This window comes from Methylophilus sp. DMC16 (assembly GCF_056314045.1).
Window position 1 is genome coordinate 359,152 of sequence record NZ_JBQUZC010000001.1, and the last position, 25,112, is coordinate 384,263.

A 25,112-nucleotide genomic window follows, 5' to 3' on the forward strand; every position below is an offset into this window, starting at 1 on the left:
TCATTGCTTTACTGCTGGGATTGCTCGGACTACTGACTCTCCAACGGGTTAACACTCAACTATTCAAGAATGCTCACGCTGTCTTGCTTGCGGGACATCTTTACGGTATTGAGAGTCACTCCTTTATCGGAACCGGCGCGCAATAACTTGAGCAGGCCGGTTGAAGTGACTCTTTATTTTATTTCGACAGGCGTATTAAATGCCGCGCAACAACTCGTTGATGCCAACTTTACCCAAGGTTTTGGCATCCACTTTTTTGACGATGACGGCGCAATACAGGCTGTACTTGCCATCGCTGGAAGGCAGGTTGCCTGAAACGACCACAGAACCTGCAGGCACGCGACCATAATGCACTTCGCCGGTTTCGCGGTCATAGATTTTAGTGGATTGGCCGATGTAAACGCCCATGGAAATCACGCAGTTGTCTTCAACCACCACGCCTTCAACCACTTCTGAGCGCGCGCCGACGAAGCAGTTATCGCCAATGATTGTTGGACCGGCTTGTACAGGTTCCAGTACGCCACCAATGCCAACACCACCGGACAAGTGCACATTTTTACCGATTTGTGCGCAGGAACCTACGGTTGCCCAGGTGTCTACCATGGTGCCTTCACCAACGTAGGCGCCAATGTTGACGTAAGACGGCATCAAGACAGCATTTTTTGCAATGAAAGAGCCTTTGCGCACTATGGCGTTAGGCACCACGCGGAAGCCACCTGCCTTGAAGTCTTCTTCGGTGTAGTTGGCAAATTTTGGATCCACTTTGTCGAAGTAGCGGGTGACGCCATCATCCATCAAATAGTTGTCTTTGAGGCGGAAGGACAGCAAGACCGCTTTTTTGATCCACTGATGCGTTTCCCATTGCTGGCTATCGCCAATCCGGGTAGCCACACGCAGTTTGCCTGCATCCAGATCATCCAGAATAGAAGCCACGGTGGCTTTGACGTCTGCCGGTGCATTGGCAGGGTTGATGTTGGCGCGGTCTTCAAAGGCCGCTTCAATAATGCTTTGACGTGGATCCATAATCTTCTCTTGTTCGATTGAAAAACAGTAAACCCGAAATTTTAACCTAATTTTGAAAGGGCAGGGGCCGTCGATGAAAGACGGCCCTTTACGCCAGCACTTACTTGCCTTTGGCAGCTAAGTAGAGCGGCATGACCTTGGGCACCAGTGCCTGCAGGTCTTTAATACGGTTTTCACTGGAAGGGTGCGTACTTAAGAATTCCGGGGGCGCTTCCTTGTTGGCCGCCATCATTTTCTTCCATAAGCTGACTGCGGCTTCCGGGTTGTAACCGGCGCGCGCCGCCAGCTCCAGCCCTATGCGATCCGCTTCACGCTCCTGTTCACGGCCATTGGGCAAGGAGAAGAACAGCTGGCTGCCCATACTGGCGCCTTGTGCCGCCATATTGCCCGCGGTGCCGCCTATGTAGGCAGCGAGTGCCTGTAAACCGAACTGCTGAACATAGGCTTGTGACATACGCTCACGGCCATGCTCACGCAAGGCATGCGAGATTTCGTGACCAATCACCGCGGCTAACTCATCATCGGTGGCATTGAGTTTTTCGGCCAGACCGGAAAACACCATGATCTTGCCGCCAGGCATGCAATAGGCATTGAGCTGGTCATTTTTTTCGACATTGATTTCCCATTTCCATTTGGTGGCATCTGGCCGGAACACGCCGACCTGGGCGATCAGGCGGTGAGAAATGGTAGTCACGCGATTCAGCAAGGCCTTATCCGCGTTAAGGGTATGGTTCTTTTGCGCATCTTGCAGGGTTTGCGTATACGATTGCGCAGACATTTTATCCACGGTCGCTGAGGGCAACAGCAAGAGTTGACTACGCTGTACGCCCGAGACGCTATTGTTGGTGGTGCTGGCGCAGGCAGACAACAAGGCGCACAGGCAGGCGATTCCCAGGGTTTTAATGGTCGGCATGTGTTTCTCCTCTTGTTTCTAGGTCACGTATTGGCAGTGACCATTCATTTTTATGATCATTCCATTCAGGTGCTGCGATCAGTCTACCCATTCAGTGCGGAATGCATGTCGTTGCTGATCGCTGAATGCTTGACTCTTAAGTATGAGTCATTCTGGTTAAATTTTGACTTGCGAGCCTAGCTCTACCACCCGGTTAGGTGGTAATTTGAACTGGTTGGTAATCGACTCTGCCGTTCTAAATAAGCCAATAAAGATTTTTTTACGCCAGAACGCCATGCCGGGTTTATCCGAGGCCAGCAGGATTTCCTTGCCGATAAAGAACGAGGTATCCATGGTGTCCAGCGTAAGGCCGAATGGTTCGGTCAATGGTAGATCTCGAGGCAAGTCTGGTTCGTCCATATAACCATAACGCAAGGTCACGCGGTAAAAACCGTAAGGTAGCACCTCCATCGAGGCGCGCTCTTCCAGCGTGGTGTAGGGGTAATCAACAAAACGCACCGTCAGGATCACCACTTTGTCATGCAGTACCTTGTTGTGTTTGAGATTATGCAGTAGCGCATGTGGTACGCCATCCGGGTTGGGGGTCATAAACACGCCTGCACCATTGACGCGGGCGGGCGGGTGCGCCCCAATCGCTTGCACAAACGGGATCAGCTCCATGGATTCGGACTTGAGAATTTGGTAAAGCAGTCTGCGCCCGGTTTTCCAGGTACGCATCAGCGTGAAGATGATGATGCCGATCAATAAAGGCACCCAGCCACCATCTGGGATTTTGAGAATGTTGGCCGCAAAAAACGAGAGGTCAATGACAAGAAATAGCGAAATCAGGCAGGCCGTTTTGAGTTTGCTCCAGCCCCACAGGTGGTGGAACACCACGGCTGCCAGCAAGGTCGTGATGACCATATCGCCGGTGACGGCAATACCGTAGGCTGCCGCCAGGTCACCAGAGCTGCCAAAAATCAGCACCAGGCCCATGACTGCGACCATCAGGCCCCAGTTGACGCGCGGCATGTAGACCTGGCCCTCTGTTTGCTCTGAGGTGTGCGAAACATGCATGCGCGGAATAAAGCCAAGTTGCAAGGCCTGGCGCGAGACAGAGAACGCGCCGGTAATCACGGCCTGAGAGGCAATCACGGTCGCCAGGGTGGCCAGGATAATCAGCGGGAACAAGGCCCAGTCTGGGGCCAGGTGGTAAAACGGGTTTTGAATGGACTCTGGCTCGGCCAGAATAAGTGCGCCTTGCCCAAAGTAGTTGCAAATCAGTGCAGGCAACACGAACAAAAACCAAGCCAGGCGAATCGGTTTACGGCCAAAGTGACCCATGTCGGCATATAAGGCTTCGGCACCGGTCACGGCCAGCACCACCGCACCGAGCGCAATAAACGCAATTTTGGGCTGGGTGGCAAAAAACTGATAAGCGTAGAAGGGGCTTAAAGCCTTGAGAATTTCGGGATGATGACTGATATTGAGGATGCCCAAAATGCCTAATACCGAGAACCAGGTCAGCATGATAGGACCAAAAAAAGCACCGACGACAGCGGTGCCTTTGCTTTGTGCCCAGAACAGTACAAACAGGACGCACAAAGTAATGGGGACGATCCAGCTATCCAGTTGCGGTGCTGCCACCTCTAGGCCCTCAACCGCTGAGAGCACGGAAATGGCGGGGGTGATCATGCCGTCGGCATAAAACATGCAGGCCCCGATAATACCTAGTAGCATGATGCGTTTGCGCTGGTCGGGTTCGCCGCCAGCATAACGGCTGGCCAAAGACAGCATCGCCATGATACCGCCTTCGCCACGGTTATCTGCCCGCATGATAAAGGCCACATATTTGAACGACACAATCAGCAGCAGTGCCCAGGTGATCAGCGACAAGATGCCGTAGACATTGGCTTGTGTCAGTAACAGCGGGTGGTGCCCGACTGCAAAGACTTCTTTCATGGTGTAAAGCGGGCTGGTGCCAATGTCACCGAAAACGACGCCTAGCGCGGCGAGAGCCATGGTATGGAGCGCCGTTTGCTGATTTTTTGTATGGTCCATTGTGTGAACAGCTAAAGACAAACGATTATTATCGGGTAATTTTAGAGCTTCACCAAAGATTTTGACGCAAATTATCTTGAAGACCTAAATGCATGTGGACGATTACACGAAAAGTGGAGCGCCTAGTCGGGGCTGATTTGCGTCACCACCACCTCTGCCTGACCTTGATGCAAGGTCAGTTTCAAGGGCGTCTGCAGACTCAGTTCACTGGCAGTGGTCACTGCGCGGCCATCGGCTTGTTGCACAATGGCATAGCCCCTGGCCAACACCTGATGCGGGTTGAGTTGTTGCAGGCTGGCGGACAAGTATTGCAGTTTGCGTTGTTGCGTTTGTAAACCTTGCTGCATAGCCAGTTGCAGTCTGTGTTGCCATTGCTGCAGACCGCGGCGCTGTTGTTGCAGATGCTGGGTGGGGGAGATCAGGCGTCTGGACAAGTAGTCCAGGGTCTGGCTTTGCTGGCGCAAGCAAGATTGCATGGCCCGGCCCAGCCTTAATTGTAATTGCCTGAGTTGATCGCGAAGCTGCGCCTGATCCGGGCAGGCCAATTCGGCTGCCGCTGTCGGTGTGGCCGCGCGCAAGTCAGCGACAAAATCGGCAATGGTGAAATCTGTTTCATGGCCCACCCCGCTAATGGTCGGCAGGCGACAAGCGGCGATTGCGCGTGCAACCACCTCTTCATTAAATGACCATAAGTCTTCTATGCTGCCACCACCGCGGCAAATCAGCAGCGTATCAACCTCTTGCCGCTGATCAGCCAGATGAATGGCTTGCGCAATCAGTTCGGCAGCGCCTTTGCCTTGCACCGGCGTCGGGTAGATGATGACAGACATGGCCGGCGCACGGCGGCGGATGGCGGTTAACACATCGCGCAAGGCGGCGGCATCCGCTGAGGTCACCACGCCTATGCGTTGCGGATTGGCTGGAATGGCTTGTTTACGCTCGGCAGCAAACAGCCCTTCGTTTTGTAAGCGTTGCTTGAGTTGTTCATAAGCTTCATACAATTTGCCCAGGCCAGCGGGCTGCATAAATTCCACTGTCAGTTGCACATCGCCTCTGGCTTCATACAGCGTTACCGTGGCACGCGCCTCAATCAGGTCCCCTTCGCGCGGCACCATGCCTAATACGCTATTGCGCCCTTTAAACATCACACAACGGATTTGTGCACGTTCATCCTTGAGCGAAAAATACCAGTGGCCACTGGCGGCACGGGTGAAGTTTGAGAGCTCGCCCGTGATCCAAAAGAGGGGGAAACTGGTTTCCAGCAATTCTTTTGTGAGTCGGGTGAGGTCGCTGACACTCAAGATTTGTTTGAATGATGTCGATAACAAGCTAGCCATAGCTGCACATTATCCCTCAGCCCCGCTGGATTTGGCTATGTCTTTCATCGAATGGCCGGTGTCTGAGCAGAGGCGCTCTGTGGGGATGCTGAACACTGATTCAAGATAGAGGGGCACTTTTGGGTAAAAGCGGCGTCTTGATATGAGCAGCATGGGAATGGTTGATGACTGTCTGACCTTAAAACAAGGTCATTTCCCTCAGGATTGTATGCGAATGAAAAAATATTTATTTTTTGCGCGATCATTTTTTATGTGTTGTCTGTACACAAGTGCTGTGCATGGCTTGGGACTGGTCGCGCTGGCGCAGGCGGATGAAACGTCTGATAAATCGCCGCCCGAGACGGAAGTAGCCGTGGTCGAGACCGCGAATCCTGTCATGGCCAGCTACAAGCGCGAGCAGGCGGTAATGCAGAATGACGCTTACAAGCAATTCATTAAATTACAGGTGAGTCTGGCGACGGGCACAAAAAATGCGCTTGGGATCAGCAGTTATGCCGAGGCGCACGCCCATTACTGTGCGTTGGCTGCAGAAACCCGTGATCCTGATGCGCAATTTGCCATGGGCTGGTTTTACAGCATGGGCAAAGGTGTGGAGGTCAATCATGATATTGCCGCGCGTTTTTTCAGCCTGGCTGCGATTCAAGGCCATCGCGATGCCCGGATCTGGTTGGACCAGGGCGCTGGTGATGCCTCCGTGGCCAAGCTGCCCGCCTGCATGCAAAATCAGGGGCAGTCAGCGGCTGAAGTGTTGTTCCGTAAACGCGGCCCCATTTACACGCTGGTCAAAAAACATGCGCCTGTTTATGGAGTAGACATTGATTTGGCGATGGCTGTGATTGCGGTGGAGTCCGGCTTTAATCCCAAAGCAACATCACGCAAAAAGGCCCAGGGCCTGATGCAATTGCTACCCGAGACGCAGGCCAGGTTTCACGTCAAGGATGCTTATGATCCCGAGCAAAATATTAAAGGGGGCTTGTCCTACCTGCGCTGGTTGATCAATTACTTTGATGGCGATGTCGAGCGCGTCGTAGCGGCTTACAATGCCGGGGAACATGCGGTGTCCAGGCATCAGGGCATCCCGCCGTACCCGGAGACACGCGACTATGTGAAGCGCGTGGCGCGTTACTACAAGAAAAAACATCACGAAATCAGGCAAACTGCGGCCATGCGTGACTGGCAGAGCCCGGCGGCCAACTCCTGAATCTTTCTGCTGACTGTTTGTGCTGTTTGACCGGGAGATCCCGGCCAACTTAAAAAACCGGGAACCACCCACACCCAGACTGCCTCTTAGCTGCGTTATCCATTACAATTTGCATTTAATCATTAGGTAGGAGCGGGCAATGGCAGCATGGTTTAAAGGACGTGGCGGCTATGTATTGGGATTTTTGGCCGGATTTGGCATTGTGGCACTCGCCTTGTATATTCAAGTACAAAACCAGCTTGAACCCTGCCCCTTGTGTATCTCGCAACGCATCATTTTCATGAGTCTGGGCTTGTTGTTTTTGCTGCACGCCTTTGTCTCACCCAAATCTTGGCTACATGCCGGATTGGCCCTGATTGAGGTGTTGACGGCGCTTGGCGGCGCGGGGGTGGCGATACGCCACTGGTGGCTACAGGCACACAAAGAAGAAATCTTTGCCGATTGTGGTGTCGGCTTTGATTACATGTTTGAAAACTTCCCGCTGAAAAAAGCACTTACCCTGGTATTTCGTGGTACGGGCGATTGTGCCGCCATAGACTGGACGTTTCTGGGCTTAACCTTGCCCCAATTGGGTCTGATCAGTTTTATTCTGTTTGCGGTGTATGCTGGCTGGTTATTTCGTAGCCGTCGCGCTGGATAGCAAAAGTCTCGATCTCAACTTCGGGTGTGCTTTCATCCAGCATGGCCGCTTGTTTTTCAATCGCGTCATGCCAGGCTTTAAAATGCGCTTCGCATGACTGCTCTGCTTGTTGCGAGATGCTCTCTGCTGGCACGCTGGCGGCCTTAAGCTTGGCAGTCTCGCGCTTGAGGCAACCCAGATATTTGGCTTTGGCATACACCTCTTCGGTTTGCAGGCTGGCGATTGCCTGATCAGCCTGATTCAGCGATTGGCACAAGGGGACGGGTTCGCTGGGGATGGTCCAGGGCTTGCCCGAGGTCTTTTGCATATGGATCACACTGGCAATATCGCGGCCACGCTGGTTAATCCAGTATTCCAGAATTTCGTTGCCACAGCGTTCATCCTGACAGCGCATCACGCTTTTCAATAACCAGGCCGCCTGCTTGGTCATGCGTTCGTCAGAAATGCCACAGTTATGGATGACGTCGTGCGAGCGGGATAGATACAATTTGTAATTGGCCCGCCAATTGGGATGGCTGGCACAGGCGACTTTATACAGCGGGTTAGAGACGCTGCACTGGTCTTGCTGCATGCTTTGCAGACGTTCCGGTGCGCGATTGCCCGTCATGCGGCATGCCAGCGAAATGGCCTGGCCGTAGGCTTGCGTCACCCCCCAGAACGACAGTCTGGCAGAGGCATAATCTGGCCGTTGCTTGAGTGTCTGATCGTTTTTCCAGTCCAGCGTCTCTGAGGCAAGCTCGGACTTGTGAAATACCACTTCGCGTTCAACCTCCATTGAAAACTCACTGCAGGAGGCTTGTACCAATTTGGTCGCAATCGTATCGTCATGATCGTCTGTACGCAGCTTGAAAAGGATAATGTCTTCGTGCTGGCCGACTTGCATGGAGTCTAAATCAACCGACACCGTCAGAAACTTTTCCCGTCCTTGCACCGTATGCCATTGTTCGGCATGCAGGGGTGGGCTGGTAAACAGGCAGCTTGTAAACAGCGTCAGACAGGCGGGAAGTGCGTTTTTGAATAGCATAAAATCAATGGTCATAAATAGAAAGCAGCGGCAAGTGGCCGCCATTGTAATGATTATTCTGCGGCGGAGATAGCGACCTGATTGCGTCCGGCCTGCTTGGCCTCATATAGTGCCTGGTCTGCTCGATGCAGCAATTGTGTCAAGCTGTCCCCCATCCGCAACATTGCCACGCCGCAACTGATGCTGATCTGGCCAATGTCGGGCAAAGATCTGGCGTGTACCTGCTGCCGGATTTTTTCGGCCAGCTTTGCCGCCTGAGCAAGGGTGATGCGGGGCGCATAAATCATCATTTCATCGCCTCCCCAGCGCACGGCAATGTCAGACAGGCGCGTATTTTTCTTGATGCATTCGGCGACGGTTTTAATGACCTGGTCACCGATGACATGGCCGTGCGTGTCATTGATGGATTTAAAACGGTCTATATCTATCAGAATCAGCGCATCCGAGATTTTCCTGCCGACCGTGTGGGTATGCTCAGCAAACACTGTTTCAAAGTGCTGACGATTGCTCAAACCAGTTAAAAAGTCGGTGCTGGACAGCGTTTTTAAGTTTTCTTTTTCAACTTGCAGGGCGGTATTGGCCGCAGCCAGTTGTTCGGTCCGCTGTTTGACCAGTGCTTCGAGATCGGTATTCAGGGCTTTTAAATGATTGGTCTGGCTTTCACGCAGGCATTCGTAATTGCGGATGATGAAAAACTGTCCAAGCAGGTAGAGGCACAAGCTCAGAATATCCAGATGACCATATTCTGAGGGGAAGAGATGCGTTAAGTGATTGCCCACCACCAGCAACAGTAAAATCGCCAGCATCTGGTAGCCCATCTGCCTGCCTTTGAGGTAAAACGCTCCAGCAAGAATAAGGAGCAATAATCCGCTCCGGGTACTGTTGCCAGTCGCCAGAAAATAGACCGTCAAAAACTGGAGAAAGCATAACCAGAGTGCAATGCCAGAGATCAGTTCGACGCGTTGTTTGTTGCGGCGCAAGGCCCATAGCAAGGCAAACGCAATCAGACCAAACACAATATCCACGATGCCGATGAGCGGATGCACGCGCCAACGGATGATGCCCATGCTAAAAGACACGATGCCAAAGAAGGTGAACACGTTGTTTAGGAAAACCACCTTGTAACGCATGTGGTCCGCATCGCCGGACGCTGGAAAAAGCTTGATGGGATGCAACATCATGACAAGCGCTTGGCTAAACCACTTTTTCAACATCCGGTATCCTAAAGAATAATTGTTTTTGTGATGCGATCAGATTATGTAAAATTGAGACTTTGTCGTTAGCTGTACATTACCGCTGAATTTTACATATATTAAGCTGCTGCGTGTCATCGTACGCGCGCATTCACAAATTTTTATGTTTCGGAGTGGTCTTACTTCAACCCCGAAAACAGATTATCGGTCCCTATGAAACCTTACCTGACCCTGGACAATTTTGTTGGAAACACGCCGCTGGTGGCTTTGCAGCGTATGAACCCGAATCCGAGCAATACGATCTTGCTCAAGCTGGAAGGCAATAATCCGGCCGGGTCAGTTAAAGACCGGCCTGCCTACAGCATGATAGTGCGGGCAGAGCAACGCGGGCAAATCAAGCCAGGCGATACGCTGATTGAAGCGACCAGTGGCAATACCGGCATTGCACTGGCCATGGTGGCGGCCATGCGCGGTTACAAAATGGTGTTGGTGATGCCGGAAAACCAGTCCGTTGAACGCCGTCAAAGCATGAAGGCCTATGGTGCTGAGCTGATCTTGACACCCAAAGACGGCAGTATGGAGTTGGCACGCGATGTGGCACTGAAGTTGCAAGCAGAGGGCGAGGGCATTGTGCTGGATCAGTTTGGCAATCTGGATAACCCGCAAGCGCATTATGAAGGGACCGGGCCGGAAATCTGGCGTGATACCGCCGGAGCGGTGACACACTTTGTATCCAGCATGGGCACCACTGGCACGATTATGGGCACTTCGCGCTTTCTCAAGGAGCAAAATCCTGCCATTCAGATCATCGGCGTGCAGCCGGAGGAGGGGGCGCAAATCCCGGGGATCCGCAAATGGCCAGAAGCCTATCTGCCTAAAATTTATGACCCCAAACGCATAGACGGGTTGCGGTATGTGAGCCAGAAGCATGCGGAAGAGACCACGCGCAAACTGGCAACCAAAGAAGGCGTTTTTGCCGGGATTTCCAGCGGCGGTGCCTTGTATACGGCGATGCAACTCTCCAAAGAAGTGAACAATGCGGTGATTGTCACCATTGTGTGCGATCGTGGCGACCGCTACTTGTCTACAGGCGTGTTTCCCGATTGATGCGCCTGTGGGCACTGCTGCTGTGCTGTTGGTCTATGCCGCTTTGGGCCATGACCGAGCTTAGCCTCAGTGCCGAGAGCATCCAAGGCGATTTCTTTCAACTCGACCACCCGCATGCGGTGGTCAACTTGCAGCGCAAACAGCATGTACAAATTCATGCCGAGCGCTTGCAGTTGGGCAATGCCAGCATTGATCACCCGGATATGACACTGGAGATCAGTACGCGCCCCAGCCTGCTGATTACCTCCGAGCAGTTAAAAATGCCTGATTACCAGGTACGCCGCCCGCGCATCTATCTGGATTACCGTCTGCAAACTCGGCAACCGTTGATGACGGTTGATGCTGAAGTCAAAGCGATGCAAGATGCGGTCTGGGGCAAATTCCACGTGTATTGCCAATTGCCGACACAAGCCAGTCAGGAGACTTGGCTGTGTAATGATGGCTTGTATCATGATGTCCGTTCACATATCCCGTTTAATCTGACGGTGATGCCGACCTGGCACACTGCATCGAACACAAAGTCCAGCAGAGGGCTTGAGCTGCAACTGGCGGTGAAAGACGCCAAATTCAGTGATGCCGCAGGCTTGCATGCGGCGGAGAGACTGACCGGGGTGATGCATATTGCTGCGCATGAGGTTGCGAATGGCTGGCGCTGGCAAGGCGTATTTGAATGGCAACAAGGCGAGTTGTTCTGGCAACCATTTTATTTTGCCGAGGGCAACAAGCGATTTGAAATCCGTGGCCTGTATGCATCGCCCATCCTGGAGATTGATGCAGCGACCTTGTCCTTGCAAGGCGTAGGCACTTTACACAGTCAGAGCCGGTTTAATCTGGATAGCCAGCGCTTTGAGTTTTTAAAGCTGGATGCCAAAGACGTCGATTTTAACGGCCTTTACCAGTCGTTTATCCAGCCTTTGCTGCCTGATTCCGTGTTCGGACAGCTCAAGGTGAATGGCAAAGCCGACTGGTCTTTTGAGGCCAAAGGCCTGCAGCCGGTGAAGTTTCAGCTGGATGTTGCGGATGCCACGGTTGAAGATCAACGTGGCAAGTTTGGCTTTGCCCATCTGAATGCGCATATTCCCTGGGATTACGATCAGCCGCAGCAGATCAGCATGGGCTATGCCTCAGGCCATGTGCTTAAGATTCCGCTCGGAAAAACGCAATGGCAGGCAAACGTGAATCGGTTCTCGATTACCAGTCCAGCCCTGAGCCTGCCTGTGCTGGATGGCGCCTTGATCTTTGAAGACGTGTCTGCCGCCTGGATACATCAGAGCATGGTCTGGCACCTGAAGATGGACATGCAGCCCATCAGCATGCGCACCTTTAGCCAGGCGCTCGGCTGGCCTGTCATGCGTGGTGAGATCAAAGGCCAGATTCCACTCGTAACTTATGCCAACCATGCCTTGCGCATGGATGGGGAGATGCAGCTGAGCTTGTTTAAAGGGCAAGTCGCGCTCTCTGATCTGGAAGTCGATGATCCGCTGGGGGCTGTCCCCAAGCTGCATGCCAATCTGCGCATGCGAGAGATTGATATGGGTGAGATCACGCGGACGTTTAATTTTGGTTCGATTACCGGCAAACTAGAAGGTGATGTCCAGCATTTGCGTTTACAAAACTGGAAGCCTGTCTCTATGAATGCTGTCATACAGACTGCGGATGGCCCTTTTGAGAAAAAAGTGTCTCAACGCGCGGTTGAAAACATCACTGCCTTGGGTGGTGAGGGCACGGCGGCGGCCCTGCAACGGACGTTTTTGCGTTTTTTCAAACAGTTTGGCTATGAAAAAATGGGCTTAAGCTGCGAGCTGCGTGGGGATGTTTGTAAAATGGGCGGCGTTGAGCAGATTCCGGGCGGATTCGTCATCGTCAAAGGTGAGGGGATTCCCTCAGTCAACGTGAATGGCTATACCGAATATGTCAGCTGGAAAGATATGCTGGCCCGCATGCGGCGGATCACTGATAGCAATAGCAAAATGATCGTCAAATAAGCGCACTCAATGGCGATAGTTTTAAAGAAAGGAATTCGCGTGATGAGTAGGCAACAACAAAACACGGTTCAAAGGCACAGTGTCGTCTTCAAGCGTTTGATACTCAGCCTGACCATGCTGCTCAGTGCATGTGTCACCATTAATATTTACTTTCCCGCCGCTGCCGCTGAAAAAGCGGCCGACAAGGTGATTGATGAGGTCTGGCAACTGCCAGCCAGCTCGACCGCACCGACCCCGCCTGCGACGACTCAAGACCCTGTGTCCCCCTCTGTTCAGGAGATCAAACCATGATCCATGCACTGTTTAACCTGTTGTGCCGCTATCGTCAGTCTGCAATCGCTATGCTAACTGTCATCTTGCTGGTTGCCGCACCGCCTGCCGCATTGGCGGCCGCAGATTTGGATATCAACACGCCTGCACTGGCCGCAGTTAAAGCCAGCATGCAAGCGCGCCATCCGCAATTACTGCCTTACTACCAGTCAGGCGCAATTGGCTTTACGGCGGATGGCTATATTGCCATCAAAGAGGCCAGCGGAGTGCCATTATCACAACGTAACATGGTCACCAGCTTGGTCAATCAGGAGAACAACGATCGCACCCAGCTCTACCAGGGCATTGCTGCCGCCAATGGGCATCCAGAGTGGACAGGCGAGATTCAGCGCACCTTTGCCCAACGCTGGATGGATAAAGCGCAAGCGGGCTGGTTTGTGCAGAAGGATGGACAGTGGCTTAAGAAATAAGCGGTCTGAACATGCAAAAGCCGAAATGGAAAGCTCCATTTCGGCTTGATTGTTTTGCGCAGACGATGTTAGCCGCCTGCCAGCAGAAGCTTAAAAGTGATACTGGAAGCCCAGAGACAACAGGTTCATGTGTGAGTCACTGTCGCCAGCCACTCTGCCATAGTAGGCATAGGTCGCTTTAATATCGACCACTTGATTGATCGGATACTTGTAGCCAAAGCCGGCGACATAGCCCCAGCCTTTATCGTTTACTGAGCTAGTTCCTACATTGTTACCCGCCGATGCGCTAATACGTGCATCCAACTCTGAGTAAATGGCACCCGCTTTAACAAAAAAATTGGGGAATTGGCTAGGGCTGAATAAGCCTGATAACTCAACGCCTTTGGCATCGTATTTGATGCTCGCTGATCTGATGTTATCAGAGGCGTCGATTTTTTCTTTAGTGGTCTTGAAGTACGCAAGTTCCAGGGAAAGATTTTCATTGACGCTATAGCCCGCAAATATCCGTCCTGCGCCTGCATTTCTATCCTGTTTTACCGAGGGGGTTGTGCCAAACTCATCAAACCACGCTTCCTTGAAGTCACGTGTTTGATTTTTTTGTCGAAGGTAAGCGACATCCAAACCAAAATAAAACGGTGTTTGTTGCAAGCCATGCTGACTTTCTGGCTCAGCGGCACTCACAGCGCTGGCGGTTGACATCAGCAATAGTCCCAAGAGAGAAGTTGTACGCAATAGTTTCATAGAAGTGCCTTTACGGTCTGATTGAGGAATGATTTGTTTTTTTGTTACTTTAGCAGAAAAGGTTAAATTACGTAACTTTTGGTATGACTATGTTTGTAGGTGTGGGCTGTCACAAATCGGTCATCTAAGACCAAAGAGAGATAAAGTGTCAGGATGGTGCATAAAGCCGCGCTAAATGACTAAAAAGGCAACTTATCTACTGCCATAGATGGTCACAGTGGTGCTGTGGCTGCACAGGCCGGCTCAAAATGACCACGATGCTTATTTTTGGCTTTCCTCCCGGTAAACGGTAGGTATGTCATCAATCAAATCAATTGCTTAAAGCAAATCACCACTGCCAATAGCGACCCCAAAGTGTGCCGCATTGAACAATTCCGGCCGGTTGCTTCTCTCATCTAGATTGAGAACAAACAGGTAAAAGTCATTGATTTCAGTTTCAGGCATGTTCATTGCATACAATCAAAGTGCGTGTCCCAATGAAAGGAGTTTGTTGTGCCAACTAATCTTTTCGTTCTACCCCGTCTGGGTGAAAGCATTCATCAGCAAGACCTGGGGATTTACTACATTCTGAATCATCACACCGGTCGGGTGCGATCATTGATCCAATTGGCGCGCGAAAACGTGCACTGGTATTTGATGCAGCTGCAACCAATTGCGGATGGACTGGATTATCGCTGGTCGGTGCTGTCGCGTGAGCAAGACTGTGCGCTCAAGGCCGCCACCGACAAGCAAATTGCACATTACTTTTCCAAGCCTGAATACACTGAACCCTCTGGTGCATGGCAAGTCATGCGCAATGCGCACTTTGGCTTTGGTAAATTCACGCCGATGGCCGCGCCCCAGGAAGTCAGTTACGCGATTCTGACGTTTGACGGTGAAGAAATGCAAACGCCTATCCGATTGCATAAAGCGCCTGCGGAATGGCTGGAGGAAGATTCTGAGACGGATATTATGCAACTGGAATTTGCCTGACCGCGCTTTAATCAGGGGGCAAGCTTGATTCCAAATTATCGGAATCAAGCGACAACTACCACCATTACAGAGTCGCTCACAGTGGTAGTTGCGGTGGATCTGGGGCCAGATGCTGTTATCTCTAAGCCTCAGTGCTGACGACGTTCCCTGCTGGACCACGATTTTGCATGTTGGAGGATAAGGCCTGCAAAAAGCCACTCAAGCTGGCATTGCTGCTACTGCCACCGAGTGCGCTAACCAATGACTGAAAACTACTCTCCAGCGCACTGTTCTGGTTTGTTGATCCACTGGTGGTCGTGTTACTGGCCGTTGTGTTGCTCGAATCACTACTTGTATTTAAAGCGCTAATCAAGCTTTGTAGTTTTGCTTCCATATCTTGTTTGCCATGGCCGCCGAAATGACGGTGTACGCCTGCTGTTGTGGTGGCATCAACACTCGTCTTGTCTGTACTGTCACTCGTACTTTCTGTATTGGTGCCAGCCGTCCCCTGTGATTGCAGGGCGCCCATCAGGTTTTGTAAAAAACTGCTCAATGCATCACTGGCATCTGTACTCGTGCTTGTTGTGCTACTTGTATCTGTGCTCTCTGTGCTGGTACTTGCACTGTTAGTCCCCTGACTGCCGAAGAGAGATTCCAGATCGCCTGAAATGCCTGCACTTTTCAGCGCTGCGTCTATCGCCCCCAAAAATCCGCCGCCATCCTTGCCTTGTTTGTCGCCATCTGGGGGCGGAGGCGGCGGTTGCATGCCATTACGCTGCCCCACTTGCGAAAGCGATTGAATGTAATTGTTACTGCCGATTGAACTGATAGATGTCATGATGAGTACTCCGTAAGTTTTTAAAGGTTCAGGGCTGAAGCAATTGCTCCCTGGCAATGCTCTTGTTGACTGAACGGATACAGAGTAATACGGCATCTCTAGGTTTGATAGACTAAAAAAACATAAAAAACCTTTATAAATCATATATTTAAATGTATCAATTGATACAAAAGTGCACTGATTGTATCTTTTGATACAAACGCAGTCTTTTTTCTACAAGCTGACTGCATAGATTGCTGTCAGCACTGGCGCTGTGCTATTTTAAAAGCGACTCTTTAACAGGAAATCCGATGCTTAGTTTGGTGTTTGATATTGAAACGATTCCCGATGTTGCGGGGATCCGCCAGTTACATGATCTGCCAGCCAGTTTGAGCGACGACGAGGCGGCGAATATCGCTTTTCATCAGCGGCGCCAGCAAAATGGCACGGAGTTTCTGCCGCATCATTTGCAGCGCGTGTGTGCGATTTCTTGCGCCTTGCGTGAAGGGAACCAATTTCGCGTCTGGACGCTTGGCGATGAGCAAGCCAGTGAAGCTGAAATTATCCAGCGCTTTTTTGACGGGATTGAAAAATACACCCCTAACCTGGTGAGCTGGAATGGGAGTGGTTTTGATTTGCCGGTGCTGCATTACCGCGCCATGGTGCATGGCATTGCTGCGCCACGCTATTGGGATCTGGGCGAAGACGACAAGGATTTTAAATGGAATAACTATATCAGCCGTTATCACATGCGCCATCTGGATTTAATGGATGTACTAGCCATGTATAGCGGACGTGCCAATGCCCCACTGGATGACATGGCCCAGCTGTGTGGCTTCCCAGGCAAGCTTGGCATGGATGGCAGCAAGGTCTGGCAGGCCTATCTTAACGGTGAAGTCAAGGCGATCCGCGATTATTGCGAAACGGATGTTGCCAATACGCATTTGGTGTACCTGCGCTTTTTAAAAATGCGTGGGCATTTGAATGAGGCCGGTTACCAGTCAGAAATCCAGCTGGTGCGGGATACGCTGGCAGCCTATCCTGGCGAACACTGGCAGCAGTTTATGGCTGCCTGGGACGCAATGGATTCCACTGTTTAAGGCGTCGCTGTCGGTGCAGGTTCCTCAGCGCTTTGATCGTCAGTCACCGGCTCGACAGTATCCTCATCAATCTTGTTTTTCCAATTAAGAATGATGCGTTTAGATTTTTTTGCGTCGTGCACAAAACGGTAGCGCTGCTCGCTACCCAGGTAGCTGGCAACCGCCTGGTATTTGCCACTCGGCAAGTTGAGCAACAGTCTCGGTGCGGCATGGTCTAGCGCAAATACTTCCTGATTTTTACTGTCCAGAATGGCCAGCTGGATATCATCAATGACGCGACCCGCCTTGCCCTCGGAAAACAGGAAATACAAATTGAATTGTTTTTTAAAGGCTTCCATGGCCTCCACTTCTTCTGAGCCTATGCCGCCAGTGACGTATTGAACCCCATGCGCATCCTGCTGGATGGAAATGTCATCGGCATGGCACACCCCGGTCGCGAATAGCGAGAGGCAGATGGCGAGTGAAAGGCAATATTTTTTTAACATGGTGACCTCCTCATTTTGATTAGACCTTGAAACGATTGTATGCCCAAATCAGGTAAAATAACAGGTTATGAGAAATAGCCGTCAACGATCATCCAATTTATCCCCCGCTGCCAAGGCAGCGCAAACTCCGCGCCGTGCCAGCATTGAATCACTCGACCAGGAAGGACGGGGCGTTGCCCATGTCGATGGTAAGGTGATTTTTATCGAAGGGGCCCTGCCATTTGAAGAAGTCCTGTTTGTTTCGCACCATGTCAAATCGACCTATGAGCTGGCGACCGCGACTGAGGTGCTGAAAGCTTCGAGCCAGCGCGTAACCCCTGGCTGTGCTTATTTTGGCATTTGCGGTGGCTGTGCCATGCAACATCTGGAGTTTTCGGCACAGGTCGCAGCCAAGCAACGTATGCTGGAAAATGATTTGTGGCATATTGGCCGCGTCAAACCTGCCAAGATTTTACCGCCTATTCAGGGCACGCCTTGGCACTACCGGCACAAAGCCCGTTTACGCGTGCGCTATGTCGAGAAAAAGGGTGGGGTGCTGGTGGGCTTTAATGAAAAGGGCAGCAGCTATGTCACTTTTATGGACAGCTGTGAAGTCCTGACCCAACCGGTGTCCGATTTGATCTTGCCGTTGAAAGCGTTGATTGGACAGCTCTCAGTTAAACAGTCGCTGCCACAGATTGAACTGGCGGTAGGTGAAGATGCTACGGTACTGGTGCTACGCATTCTGGAAGCGCTGACCGAGGACGATGTGGCCTTGCTGAAAACCTTTGAAGAGGCGCATGGTGTGCAAATGTGGACGCAAACCAAAGGTCCCGACACGGTCAAGCCTTTGTTTGATCATGGCGATAAATTGCACTACAGCCTGCCTGAGTTTGGTTTGGAGTATCCCTTTAATCCGACGGAGTTTACGCAGGTCAACCCTGCCATCAACCGCGTCATGATTCGTCGTGCCATGCAGTTGTTGCAGCCGCAGGCGGGTGAGCGTATCGCCGATTTTTTCTGTGGGCTCGGTAATTTTACCTTGCCGATTGCGCGTAGTGGCGCCACGGTGTATGGGGTGGAAGGTGCGCAGGCGCTGGTGAAGCGGGCGATTGAAAACGCAGGCCTTAATGGCGTGACCAATGTCGAGTTTGCCGAGTCTGATCTGTTTGATATGACGCCTGAGTCATTATTGGCCTTGGGCGCGTTTGACAAATGGCTGATTGATCCCCCGCGTGATGGTGCGATTGAACTGATCAAGGCATTGCCCGAGGCTGAAGATCCGAATGACAGTCACGCGCCCTCACGCATTGTTTATGTCTCTTGTAACCCTTCCACGCTGGCACGCGATGCTGCCATTCTGACTCAGGTCAAGGGTTACCGCTTAGAGGCGGCCGGGGTGATGAATATGTTCCCGCATACGGCGCACGTTGAATCGATTGCTGTGTTTGAGAAGGATTGATGTGCTAGCTGTTCCTCTGCGCTGGCTCAAGCTGGCGCACCTTTTGGCGTTGATCTGTTTAGGGGGAGGGGTGGCCGGCTGTCATTCTTCCAATGCACCGAATACACTGGTGTTTGCAGTGGCGCAGGCGCCACTCAATCTGGATCCGCGCTATGCTACCGATGCGGCTTCAGAGCGGGTCAATCGCCTGGTTTATCAGCGACTGGTCGAGTTTGATGCCGCATCACACGAGGTCGCCGGGTTGGCTTCGTGGCAGCAACTGGATCCCCTGCATTACCGTTTTCACTTGCTGCGGGCCCCAGTATTTCATGATGGCCAGCCTTTGACGGCCACCGATGTGAAAGCGACGTACGATAGCCTGCTCACACTCAAAGACTCGCCCCATACTGCCGAATTCAGGCATATTCGCAACATTAGCACCCCGGATGCAAAGACCATAGACTTTACGTTGGCGCATGCCGATCCCCATTTTGCGGCGCGTATGATTGTCGGCATCCTCCCCGCACGATTAATTGCGGCTGCGCATGACTTTAGCCATGCGCCAGTGGGCAGTGGGCCGTTCAAGTTCGATGGCTGGTCATCTTCGCTGGTGCTGGAGCGATTGGGAGATGGACTCAAGGTGCGCTTTGAAGAAGTCAAAGACCCGAATGTGCGCGTGCTCAAGCTCAAGCGTGGTGAGGCCGATTTGATTCAGGGCGATTTGCCGCCTGAGCTGGTCAAGTATCTGCAAACACAGGCGAATATCACGGTGAATACCGGGGTGGGCGCCAATTATTCTTATCTGGGCATTAATGCCCAGGCAGATTTTTTAAAGGATGCGCGCGTGCGGCAAGCGATTGCGTATGCGATTGATCCTCAGGCCATCATCGATAAAGTCATGGTCAGTCAAAGTCGGCAAGCCAGTGCCATCCTGCCGCCCGAGCATTATGCGGGCAATGCGCAATTGCAGCCATATCATTACGATCCTGCTCGCGCCAGGGAGTTATTAGCAGCTGCCGGGGTCAAGCTGCCATTGACGCTGATCTATAAAACCAGCACAGACCCGCAACGGGTGCGGCTGGCGACGATTTTGCAGGCACAGATGCAAGCCGCAGGCATAGACTTGCAAATCAAGAGCCTGGATTGGGGCACTTTTTTTGCCGATGTGCAAAAAGGCAATTTTCAACTTTACGGCTTAACCTGGGTGGGCATTAAAACCCCGGAAATCTACGGCAAAGTCTTTGGCTCCAAGAGTATCCCGCCCACAGGTTTTAACCGAGGGCGGTATCAGGATGCCCAACTGGATGCCTTGCTGGAGAAAGAAGACTGGCCTGCCGTCACGCAACGTGTCCACCAGCAGTTGCCCGTGATTCCACTCTGGTATGAAGGCCAGTTTGCCGCCTATCGAGGATCAATTAAACGCTATACCCCGGCGCCAGATGGCAATTGGGATGGGTTGACCAAAGTGGCTTTTCACGCTGTGCCACATTAAGCTTGCTTAAACCGGGGCCTGAACACCAAACCAGTGGCCAATCAGCGCCGTGGCGACCATCGCCAGCGCGCCCCAGATCACCACGCGGATGACGCTTTTGCTGACACTGGCCCCGCCAGTGCGTGCGGCCACCATGCCTAGCAAGGCCAAAAATGGCAAGGTGCTGAACATCAGCCACGACTGCACTTGTGCATGCGGGGCGAGTAGCGTGGTCAGCAATGGCAATAGCGCGCCGCTAGAAAAGGCTAATGCCGAGGCAAATGCGGCTTGCAGTGGTTTAGCTTGGTTGATGTCATGCAAACCTAATTCGTCACGCGCATGTGCCCCTAAAGAATCATGTTGTGACAGCTCTTGCGCGACATGTTTTGCCAGCGCAGGCGACAAACCGCGCTGGATATAAATGCCTGTGAGTTCGCGTAACTCGCTTTCAGGGTTTTGTGTGAGCTCTTGCGCCTCACGCGCCAGGTCGGCCTGTTCAATATCGGTTTGCGAGCTCACCGAGACATATTCGCCGGCAGCCATGGATAGCGCCCCCGCGACCAGCCCGGCAATGCCTGTCATTATTAATGCCTGTTGCGCAGTTCCTGCTGCTGCCACACCCATCAGCAAACTGGCGGTAGAGATAATGCCATCATTGGCGCCTAATACGGCTGCACGTAACCAGCCACTGCGCTGTAAAAAATGTTTTTCATGATGTTGCATGGCGCACCTGTAGTATTGAGGGATTGCGATAGAGGGCCGAGTTTAAAAGCATTGGTGCAACGATTGTAATGCAATTTATATTGCCCCAGACGCTCGACTTGCAAATCTGCGGTCAACGGCCATGCAATTGCGATTAAATGGCTTAGAATAATAACTATGCATATTGATATTTCAATTCCGGCGCAAACGCTGACCTTGTTTGATGACCAAGGCCAGCCGCGCAAACAGTACGCAGTGTCAACGGCGGCGAATGGGGTAGGCTGTGTCAAAAACAGCGGTTGTACACCGCTAGGTACCCATATTGTTCGCGCCAAAATTGGCGAGGGCGCGCCGGAAAACACCGTATTCGTTGGCCGCCGGCCCACGGGAGAGATTTTTACACCAGCCTTGAAACAGGCGTTTCCTGAACGTGACTGGATTCTGACCCGCATTTTATGGCTCAGTGGTACCGAGCCAGGTAAAAACCGCCTCGGAGAAGTAGACACCATGCAGCGGTATATTTACATTCATGGCACGCCTGACAGCACCGAGCTCGGCAAGCCCGGTTCGCACGGCTGTGTACGCATGCGTAATACTGACCTGATTGAGTTATTTGATCTGGTGCCTGTGGGTACCCCAGTCCATCTGCACGAGGCGGATGATTAAGCGTTTATTGACATTGCTGCCTGTGGTACTCGGGGTGCTCTGCCTGACATTCCTGCTACTACATCTGGTGCCGGGCGATCCGGTGGATGTCATGCTGGGCGAGTCTGCCAGTGTGGCCGACCGCGAGGCACTCAAAGCAGAACTCGGCCTGAATCAGCCAATGCGGCAGCAGTTTTTGCAATATACCGCCCATCTCTTGCACGGTGACTTTGGTGTCTCCATACACACGCATACCGATATTTCAACCTTGTTGCTGCAAACCTATCCAGCGACCATGCTATTGGCGGTGTCGGCCTTGTGCATAGGCATCAGCATTGGTGTTCCGCTGGGCGTTTGGTCTGCACTCAAGGCAGGACATTGGCAAGACATGATGATCACCTTGTTCAGTATCCGTGTGGCGGCCATGCCGGCATTTTGGCTAGGACCGTTACTCATGCTGGTGTTTGCCGTCTGGCTGGGCTGGTTGCCCGTGAGCGGGATGGAAAGCGCGGCAAGTGTAGTGTTGCCCGCGCTGACTCTGGGCTTGGGCTTAAGTGCCATTCTCACGCGCATGACACGCACCAGCTTGCTCGAGGTCTTGCATGAAGACTATATCCGCACGGCGCGCGCCAAAGGCTTAAGTGAGCAACAAGTGATCCTTAAACATGCCCTGCGGGCGGCCTTGTTGCCGCTGGTGACCATTGTTGGTCTGCAAATGGGCAGTTTGCTGGCCGGGGCGGTGATCACAGAAACCATTTTTGGCTGGAATGGCGTCGGCCGCCTGCTGGTGGATAGCATAGAAAAACGCGACTACCCGGTGACGCAAGCCTGTGTGCTGGTGATTGCCTTGAGCTATGTACTGATTAACCAGGGCACAGATTTGGCCTATCGATGGCTGGATCCACGCACGCGAGGTCAGGCATGAAGACCTTTTCGCTGCTGACCCTGGCGTTTTGGCTGCTGGCGGTACTACTTGGTCGCCTAGTCGAGATGAACCCCAACCAGATTGATCTGGATGCGATTTTACAATGGCCAAGTGCACAACACTGGCTGGGGACTGATGATCTGGGCCGTGACATTCTGGCGCGCGTATTACATGGTGTAGAAGTGTCATTCATGGTGACGGTGATCGTGACGACCATGACCATGGCGATAGGGCTGACGATAGGTTTGCTGGCCGGGTATCATGGCGGCAGACTGGATGATGTACTCATGCAAATCACCAGTATTTTTCTGGCGTTTCCCGGGATCTTGCTGGCGATTGCGTTTGCCGCCGTGCTGGGTGCGGGTCTCAATAACCTGATCCTGGCCTTATGTCTGACCGGCTGGGTGACCTACGCCAGACTATCGCGCGGGCAAGCTCTGGCACTACGCCAGCGCCTGCATGTACTGGCGGCCGAGTCATTGGGCGCTGGCGCATGGCGTATCATGTTGCGCCACATCCTGCCGCTATTGCTGTCGATTTTAATGGTTGAGGCCGCCTACAGCATGGCCAGTGTCATGATTGCCGAAGCTTCGCTGTCCTTTCTTGGCCTGGGGATTCAGGCCCCGGAAGCCTCCTGGGGTGCTATGTTGCGTGATGCGGTGCGCTTTATGCTGGTCGCCCCCCATTATGTGTTGACCGTAGGCCTGTGCATGATGAGCCTGATCCTGGCAATTAACTTGGGGGGGGATGTCTTGCGGGACAAGCTGGATGTGCGTCAGGGAGTGCAAGCATGAAAAAACAATACCGTTATTACGACCTCATTATGGCCGCATTTGCGGTTGTGCTGGTTTGTTCCAACCTGATCGGTCCCGGCAAAATCACCGAAGTCCATGCGCCGTTGCTGGGTGCGCTTACATTCGGCGCGGGCATCATGTTTTTCCCCATCAGTTTTATTTTTGGCGATATCCTCACTGAGGTGTATGGCTATGCCGCCTCGCGCCGCGTCATTTGGACCGGTTTTATCTGCCTGGCTTTTGCCAGCCTCATGGCCTGGGTGATTGTGGCCTTGCCACCCGCCCCGGACTGGCATGATCAGGCGGCCTATCAATCTGTGTTTGGTTCGACTGCCCGCATTGCGCTGGCCTCGCTGGTGTCTTTTGTGGCTGGTGAGTTTGTGAATTCCTTTGTCCTGGCCAAAATGAAAGTGTTGACCAGTGGCCGCTGGTTATGGAGCCGCACCATAGGCTCGACCATTTTTGGCGAGGCGGTTGATACCATGTTATTTTTTCCGCTGGCCTTTTATGGCTCAGGCGAATTCCCAGATGCCATGATGCCGCAAATTGTGCTGGCGCAATTTACGGCCAAAGTGCTGGTAGAAGTCGCTTTTACGCCCGTCACCTATAAAATCGTCGCTTTTCTCAAACGGGCAGAAAAAGAAGACTATTACGATACCCATACCGACTTTAGCCCGTTTAAGCTTTAAACTGGCTACCTTTGACAACTTCTGATTATCGGAACCCCATTGACCCTGATTAACTGGTACGAAAAAAACAAAACACAAGCCGCTGACTGGCAGTCAGAAGCGGGTAACCCTGCGCCCAAAGCCGTGGTGATTGCAGACGACACCACCAAAGCGGATGAAGCCTACCGTCTGGCGTGTGAGGGCACCGCCTTGCTATATCGCGGTGACTTTCAAAATGCCAAGCAATTGCTGCAAGCGATTACGCGGCGTGTAGACCGAAAACCAGTCAAACCGGCGGCTAGCCTGCTGGAAGCGTTTCACCAGCATCGCGCGCGCCAGATCGGTCGTGCCAATATTACGAATAAAGTATTAATCGAGCTTAAATATGGTGCCTGCGATTTACCGCGTGCGCCAGACGTTAAAGCGGCTGTGCAGGCGGCTTTGATTGTGGATGACAACACAGGCAAACTGCCTGCAAGACTTGTGCTCTCATTGCGTGAGTTGCTAGGCATGGTGGGCGCGCATGAATGGCGTAAAAAAGGCGTGCCGATTCATGCGCTGAATGCCAATATACATGCGCATTACGGGGTGTATTCGCCCGTACGTGGTGAGTATCTCGACCTCATTGACCAGGCGCCGCTTAGTAGTCCGCAGGTGGCCTGGGATATTGGTACCGGCACGGGGGTGATTGCCGCCATTTTAGTAGCGCGGGGCGTCAAGCAAGTCGTCGCAACGGACAACCAGCCGCGAGCATTGACGTGTGCCACCGAAAACATCCAGCGGTTGAATATGCAAAGCCATATTCAAGTCATGCAGGCAGACTTGTTTCCAGCGGGTAGTGCGGACCTGATTGTCTGTAATCCTCCCTGGCTACCTGCCAAAGCGAATGCGCCGATTGAGCATGCCGTGTATGACCCCGAAAGCAAGATGCTGAAAGGCTTTTTAAGTGGCTTGAAAGCGCATTTAAATCCTGAGGGCGAGGGGTGGCTGATAATGTCTAATTTGGCTGAGCAGATTGGCTTGCGCCAGCCTGAGGCCTTAAATACATGGATCCATGAAGCAGGGTTGCAGGTGGTCGACAAGCTGGATATTGCGCCAACACATGCCAAGGCCAGCGATCAATCGGATCCGTTATATGCTGCCCGTGCCAAAGAAGTAACCAGTCTTTATCGGTTAAAATGCGTTTGAAT

At 52.4% G+C, this 25,112-nt stretch carries 26 protein-coding genes; 15 read left to right on the forward strand and 11 right to left on the reverse strand.

The window, feature by feature from the left end; all coding sequences use genetic code 11:
* Nucleotides 1–195: 195 nt before the first annotated feature.
* The 4 genes from dapD to xseA form a co-directional block, all read right to left on the reverse strand.
* Complete coding sequence (gene dapD, locus ACT53D_RS01805) at nt 196–1,023, reverse strand: 2,3,4,5-tetrahydropyridine-2,6-dicarboxylate N-succinyltransferase (RefSeq protein ID WP_194748213.1); 828 nt, start codon at nt 1,021–1,023, stop codon at nt 196–198.
* A gap of 100 nt (nt 1,024–1,123) precedes the next feature.
* Nucleotides 1,124–1,936, reverse strand: a complete 813-nt coding sequence (locus ACT53D_RS01810; RefSeq protein ID WP_313988443.1) for a M48 family metallopeptidase — start codon at nt 1,934–1,936, stop codon at nt 1,124–1,126.
* Nucleotides 1,937–2,092: 156 nt separating this feature from the next.
* A complete protein-coding gene (locus ACT53D_RS01815; protein ID WP_194748211.1) occupies nt 2,093–3,976 on the reverse strand; it encodes a potassium transporter Kup in 1,884 nt (627 codons plus the stop codon).
* Between the two features lie 122 nt (nt 3,977–4,098).
* A complete protein-coding gene (gene xseA, locus ACT53D_RS01820; RefSeq protein WP_476154190.1) occupies nt 4,099–5,313 on the reverse strand; it encodes an exodeoxyribonuclease VII large subunit in 1,215 nt (404 codons plus the stop codon).
* A 250-nt stretch (nt 5,314–5,563) separates the two neighbouring features.
* On the opposite strand from xseA, the gene ACT53D_RS01825 reads away from it, so the two are divergent.
* Nucleotides 5,564–6,514 carry a lytic transglycosylase domain-containing protein gene (locus tag ACT53D_RS01825; RefSeq protein WP_476154192.1) on the forward strand — a complete coding sequence of 317 codons (951 nt, stop codon included), beginning with the start codon at nt 5,564–5,566 and terminating at the stop codon, nt 6,512–6,514.
* A 139-nt stretch (nt 6,515–6,653) separates the two neighbouring features.
* Entirely contained in the window at nt 6,654–7,154 is a 501-nt protein-coding gene (locus ACT53D_RS01830; RefSeq protein WP_476154194.1) for a disulfide bond formation protein B, read from the forward strand.
* Here ACT53D_RS01830 and ACT53D_RS01835 read toward each other — a convergent pair.
* Nucleotides 7,099–8,193: a hypothetical protein gene (locus ACT53D_RS01835; RefSeq protein ID WP_476145519.1), complete on the reverse strand. Its 1,095-nt coding sequence runs from the start codon at nt 8,191–8,193 to the stop codon at nt 7,099–7,101. The genes ACT53D_RS01830 and ACT53D_RS01835 overlap by 56 nt on opposite strands.
* Nucleotides 8,194–8,231: 38 nt before the next feature.
* Nucleotides 8,232–9,359 carry a GGDEF domain-containing protein gene (locus ACT53D_RS01840; protein WP_275355848.1) on the reverse strand — a complete coding sequence of 376 codons (1,128 nt, stop codon included), beginning with the start codon at nt 9,357–9,359 and terminating at the stop codon, nt 8,232–8,234.
* A gap of 225 nt (nt 9,360–9,584) precedes the next feature.
* Between ACT53D_RS01840 and cysM the strand changes: the two genes are divergently transcribed.
* The 4 genes from cysM to ACT53D_RS01860 are packed head-to-tail and all read left to right on the forward strand — an operon-like array spanning nt 9,585 to nt 13,203.
* Entirely contained in the window at nt 9,585–10,478 is an 894-nt protein-coding gene (gene cysM / locus ACT53D_RS01845; protein ID WP_275355846.1) for a cysteine synthase CysM, read from the forward strand.
* 50 nt (nt 10,479–10,528) lie between these two features.
* Nucleotides 10,529–12,463: a hypothetical protein gene (locus ACT53D_RS01850; protein ID WP_476154197.1), complete on the forward strand. Its 1,935-nt coding sequence runs from the start codon at nt 10,529–10,531 to the stop codon at nt 12,461–12,463.
* Nucleotides 12,464–12,505: 42 nt separating this feature from the next.
* Nucleotides 12,506–12,754, forward strand: coding sequence for a hypothetical protein (locus ACT53D_RS01855; protein ID WP_476155612.1), 249 nt, complete (start codon nt 12,506–12,508; stop codon nt 12,752–12,754).
* A 50-nt stretch (nt 12,755–12,804) separates the two neighbouring features.
* Nucleotides 12,805–13,203, forward strand: coding sequence for a YdbL family probable chaperone protein (locus ACT53D_RS01860; protein WP_476145625.1), 399 nt, complete (start codon nt 12,805–12,807; stop codon nt 13,201–13,203).
* A gap of 90 nt (nt 13,204–13,293) precedes the next feature.
* Here the strand turns inward: ACT53D_RS01860 and ACT53D_RS01865 are convergent, their stop codons facing one another.
* Together ACT53D_RS01865 and ACT53D_RS01870 are read right to left on the reverse strand one after the other, a co-directional pair.
* Nucleotides 13,294–13,944: an outer membrane beta-barrel protein gene (locus ACT53D_RS01865; protein ID WP_476154199.1), complete on the reverse strand. Its 651-nt coding sequence runs from the start codon at nt 13,942–13,944 to the stop codon at nt 13,294–13,296.
* A 318-nt stretch (nt 13,945–14,262) separates the two neighbouring features.
* Nucleotides 14,263–14,388, reverse strand: coding sequence for a hypothetical protein (locus ACT53D_RS01870; protein WP_379075498.1), 126 nt, complete (start codon nt 14,386–14,388; stop codon nt 14,263–14,265).
* A 48-nt stretch (nt 14,389–14,436) separates the two neighbouring features.
* On the opposite strand from ACT53D_RS01870, the gene ACT53D_RS01875 reads away from it, so the two are divergent.
* The gene (locus ACT53D_RS01875; RefSeq protein ID WP_379075501.1) at nt 14,437–14,916 is read left to right on the forward strand and encodes a hypothetical protein; all 480 of its coding nucleotides are present in this window, start codon (nt 14,437–14,439) and stop codon (nt 14,914–14,916) included.
* Nucleotides 14,917–15,037: 121 nt separating this feature from the next.
* Here the strand turns inward: ACT53D_RS01875 and ACT53D_RS01880 are convergent, their stop codons facing one another.
* A complete protein-coding gene (locus tag ACT53D_RS01880) occupies nt 15,038–15,733 on the reverse strand; it encodes a hypothetical protein (RefSeq protein ID WP_476154201.1) in 696 nt (231 codons plus the stop codon).
* A gap of 290 nt (nt 15,734–16,023) precedes the next feature.
* Between ACT53D_RS01880 and ACT53D_RS01885 the strand changes: the two genes are divergently transcribed.
* The gene (locus ACT53D_RS01885; RefSeq protein WP_476154203.1) at nt 16,024–16,812 is read left to right on the forward strand and encodes a 3'-5' exonuclease; all 789 of its coding nucleotides are present in this window, start codon (nt 16,024–16,026) and stop codon (nt 16,810–16,812) included.
* Here the strand turns inward: ACT53D_RS01885 and ACT53D_RS01890 are convergent.
* Nucleotides 16,809–17,297, reverse strand: coding sequence for a hypothetical protein (locus tag ACT53D_RS01890; RefSeq protein WP_476154205.1), 489 nt, complete (start codon nt 17,295–17,297; stop codon nt 16,809–16,811). The genes ACT53D_RS01885 and ACT53D_RS01890 overlap by 4 nt on opposite strands.
* 67 nt (nt 17,298–17,364) lie before the next feature.
* Between ACT53D_RS01890 and rlmD the strand changes: the two genes are divergently transcribed.
* Both rlmD and ACT53D_RS01900 read left to right on the forward strand, forming a co-directional pair.
* On the forward strand, nt 17,365–18,738 hold the full coding sequence (gene rlmD / locus ACT53D_RS01895) for a 23S rRNA (uracil(1939)-C(5))-methyltransferase RlmD (RefSeq protein ID WP_338654778.1): 1,374 nt from the start codon (nt 17,365–17,367) through the stop codon (nt 18,736–18,738).
* 16 nt (nt 18,739–18,754) lie between these two features.
* Entirely contained in the window at nt 18,755–20,209 is a 1,455-nt protein-coding gene (locus ACT53D_RS01900) for an ABC transporter substrate-binding protein (RefSeq protein ID WP_476155567.1), read from the forward strand.
* Nucleotides 20,210–20,215: 6 nt separating this feature from the next.
* Here the strand turns inward: ACT53D_RS01900 and ACT53D_RS01905 are convergent, their stop codons facing one another.
* Nucleotides 20,216–20,911 (reverse strand): VIT1/CCC1 transporter family protein, encoded by a 696-nt coding sequence (locus tag ACT53D_RS01905; protein ID WP_476154207.1) that lies wholly within the window; start codon nt 20,909–20,911, stop codon nt 20,216–20,218.
* Between the two features lie 156 nt (nt 20,912–21,067).
* Here ACT53D_RS01905 and ACT53D_RS01910 point away from each other — a divergent pair, with 156 nt between their 5' ends.
* From ACT53D_RS01910 to ACT53D_RS01930, 5 genes are read left to right on the forward strand one after another with little or no spacing between them, the layout of a single operon-like run.
* Nucleotides 21,068–21,556 (forward strand): L,D-transpeptidase, encoded by a 489-nt coding sequence (locus ACT53D_RS01910; protein WP_194748195.1) that lies wholly within the window; start codon nt 21,068–21,070, stop codon nt 21,554–21,556.
* The gene (gene nikB / locus ACT53D_RS01915; protein WP_194748194.1) at nt 21,549–22,460 is read left to right on the forward strand and encodes a nickel ABC transporter permease; all 912 of its coding nucleotides are present in this window, start codon (nt 21,549–21,551) and stop codon (nt 22,458–22,460) included. Before ACT53D_RS01910 ends, nikB begins: the two co-directional genes overlap by 8 nt.
* Complete coding sequence (locus ACT53D_RS01920; protein ID WP_338654770.1) at nt 22,457–23,254, forward strand: ABC transporter permease; 798 nt, start codon at nt 22,457–22,459, stop codon at nt 23,252–23,254. Before nikB ends, ACT53D_RS01920 begins: the two co-directional genes overlap by 4 nt.
* Nucleotides 23,251–23,943 (forward strand): queuosine precursor transporter, encoded by a 693-nt coding sequence (locus ACT53D_RS01925; protein WP_275355826.1) that lies wholly within the window; start codon nt 23,251–23,253, stop codon nt 23,941–23,943. Before ACT53D_RS01920 ends, ACT53D_RS01925 begins: the two co-directional genes overlap by 4 nt.
* A gap of 39 nt (nt 23,944–23,982) precedes the next feature.
* Nucleotides 23,983–25,110 carry a methyltransferase gene (locus ACT53D_RS01930; protein WP_476145531.1) on the forward strand — a complete coding sequence of 376 codons (1,128 nt, stop codon included), beginning with the start codon at nt 23,983–23,985 and terminating at the stop codon, nt 25,108–25,110.
* The last annotated feature ends 2 nt before the right edge of the window (nt 25,111–25,112 follow it).

Bases quoted from the DNA above. Each gene is read 5' to 3' on its own strand.
- dapD (WP_194748213.1), bottom strand. From the start codon at position 1,023: ATGGATCCACGTCAAAGCATTATTGAAGCGGCCTTTGAAGACCGCGCC.
- ACT53D_RS01810 (WP_313988443.1), bottom strand. From the start codon at position 1,936: ATGCCGACCATTAAAACCCTGGGAATCGCCTGCCTGTGCGCCTTGTTG.
- ACT53D_RS01815 (WP_194748211.1), bottom strand. From the start codon at position 3,976: ATGGACCATACAAAAAATCAGCAAACGGCGCTCCATACCATGGCTCTC.
- xseA (WP_476154190.1), bottom strand. From the start codon at position 5,313: ATGGCTAGCTTGTTATCGACATCATTCAAACAAATCTTGAGTGTCAGC.
- ACT53D_RS01825 (WP_476154192.1), top strand. From the start codon at position 5,564: ATGTGTTGTCTGTACACAAGTGCTGTGCATGGCTTGGGACTGGTCGCG.
- ACT53D_RS01830 (WP_476154194.1), top strand. From the start codon at position 6,654: ATGGCAGCATGGTTTAAAGGACGTGGCGGCTATGTATTGGGATTTTTG.
- ACT53D_RS01835 (WP_476145519.1), bottom strand. From the start codon at position 8,193: ATGACCATTGATTTTATGCTATTCAAAAACGCACTTCCCGCCTGTCTG.
- ACT53D_RS01840 (WP_275355848.1), bottom strand. From the start codon at position 9,359: ATGATGTTGCATCCCATCAAGCTTTTTCCAGCGTCCGGCGATGCGGAC.
- cysM (WP_275355846.1), top strand. From the start codon at position 9,585: ATGAAACCTTACCTGACCCTGGACAATTTTGTTGGAAACACGCCGCTG.
- ACT53D_RS01850 (WP_476154197.1), top strand. From the start codon at position 10,529: ATGACCGAGCTTAGCCTCAGTGCCGAGAGCATCCAAGGCGATTTCTTT.
- ACT53D_RS01855 (WP_476155612.1), top strand. From the start codon at position 12,506: ATGAGTAGGCAACAACAAAACACGGTTCAAAGGCACAGTGTCGTCTTC.
- ACT53D_RS01860 (WP_476145625.1), top strand. From the start codon at position 12,805: ATGCTAACTGTCATCTTGCTGGTTGCCGCACCGCCTGCCGCATTGGCG.
- ACT53D_RS01865 (WP_476154199.1), bottom strand. From the start codon at position 13,944: ATGAAACTATTGCGTACAACTTCTCTCTTGGGACTATTGCTGATGTCA.
- ACT53D_RS01870 (WP_379075498.1), bottom strand. From the start codon at position 14,388: ATGCCTGAAACTGAAATCAATGACTTTTACCTGTTTGTTCTCAATCTA.
- ACT53D_RS01880 (WP_476154201.1), bottom strand. From the start codon at position 15,733: ATGACATCTATCAGTTCAATCGGCAGTAACAATTACATTCAATCGCTT.
- ACT53D_RS01885 (WP_476154203.1), top strand. From the start codon at position 16,024: ATGCTTAGTTTGGTGTTTGATATTGAAACGATTCCCGATGTTGCGGGG.
- ACT53D_RS01890 (WP_476154205.1), bottom strand. From the start codon at position 17,297: ATGTTAAAAAAATATTGCCTTTCACTCGCCATCTGCCTCTCGCTATTC.
- rlmD (WP_338654778.1), top strand. From the start codon at position 17,365: ATGAGAAATAGCCGTCAACGATCATCCAATTTATCCCCCGCTGCCAAG.
- ACT53D_RS01905 (WP_476154207.1), bottom strand. From the start codon at position 20,911: ATGCAACATCATGAAAAACATTTTTTACAGCGCAGTGGCTGGTTACGT.
- ACT53D_RS01910 (WP_194748195.1), top strand. From the start codon at position 21,068: ATGCATATTGATATTTCAATTCCGGCGCAAACGCTGACCTTGTTTGAT.
- nikB (WP_194748194.1), top strand. From the start codon at position 21,549: ATGATTAAGCGTTTATTGACATTGCTGCCTGTGGTACTCGGGGTGCTC.
- ACT53D_RS01920 (WP_338654770.1), top strand. From the start codon at position 22,457: ATGAAGACCTTTTCGCTGCTGACCCTGGCGTTTTGGCTGCTGGCGGTA.
- ACT53D_RS01925 (WP_275355826.1), top strand. From the start codon at position 23,251: ATGAAAAAACAATACCGTTATTACGACCTCATTATGGCCGCATTTGCG.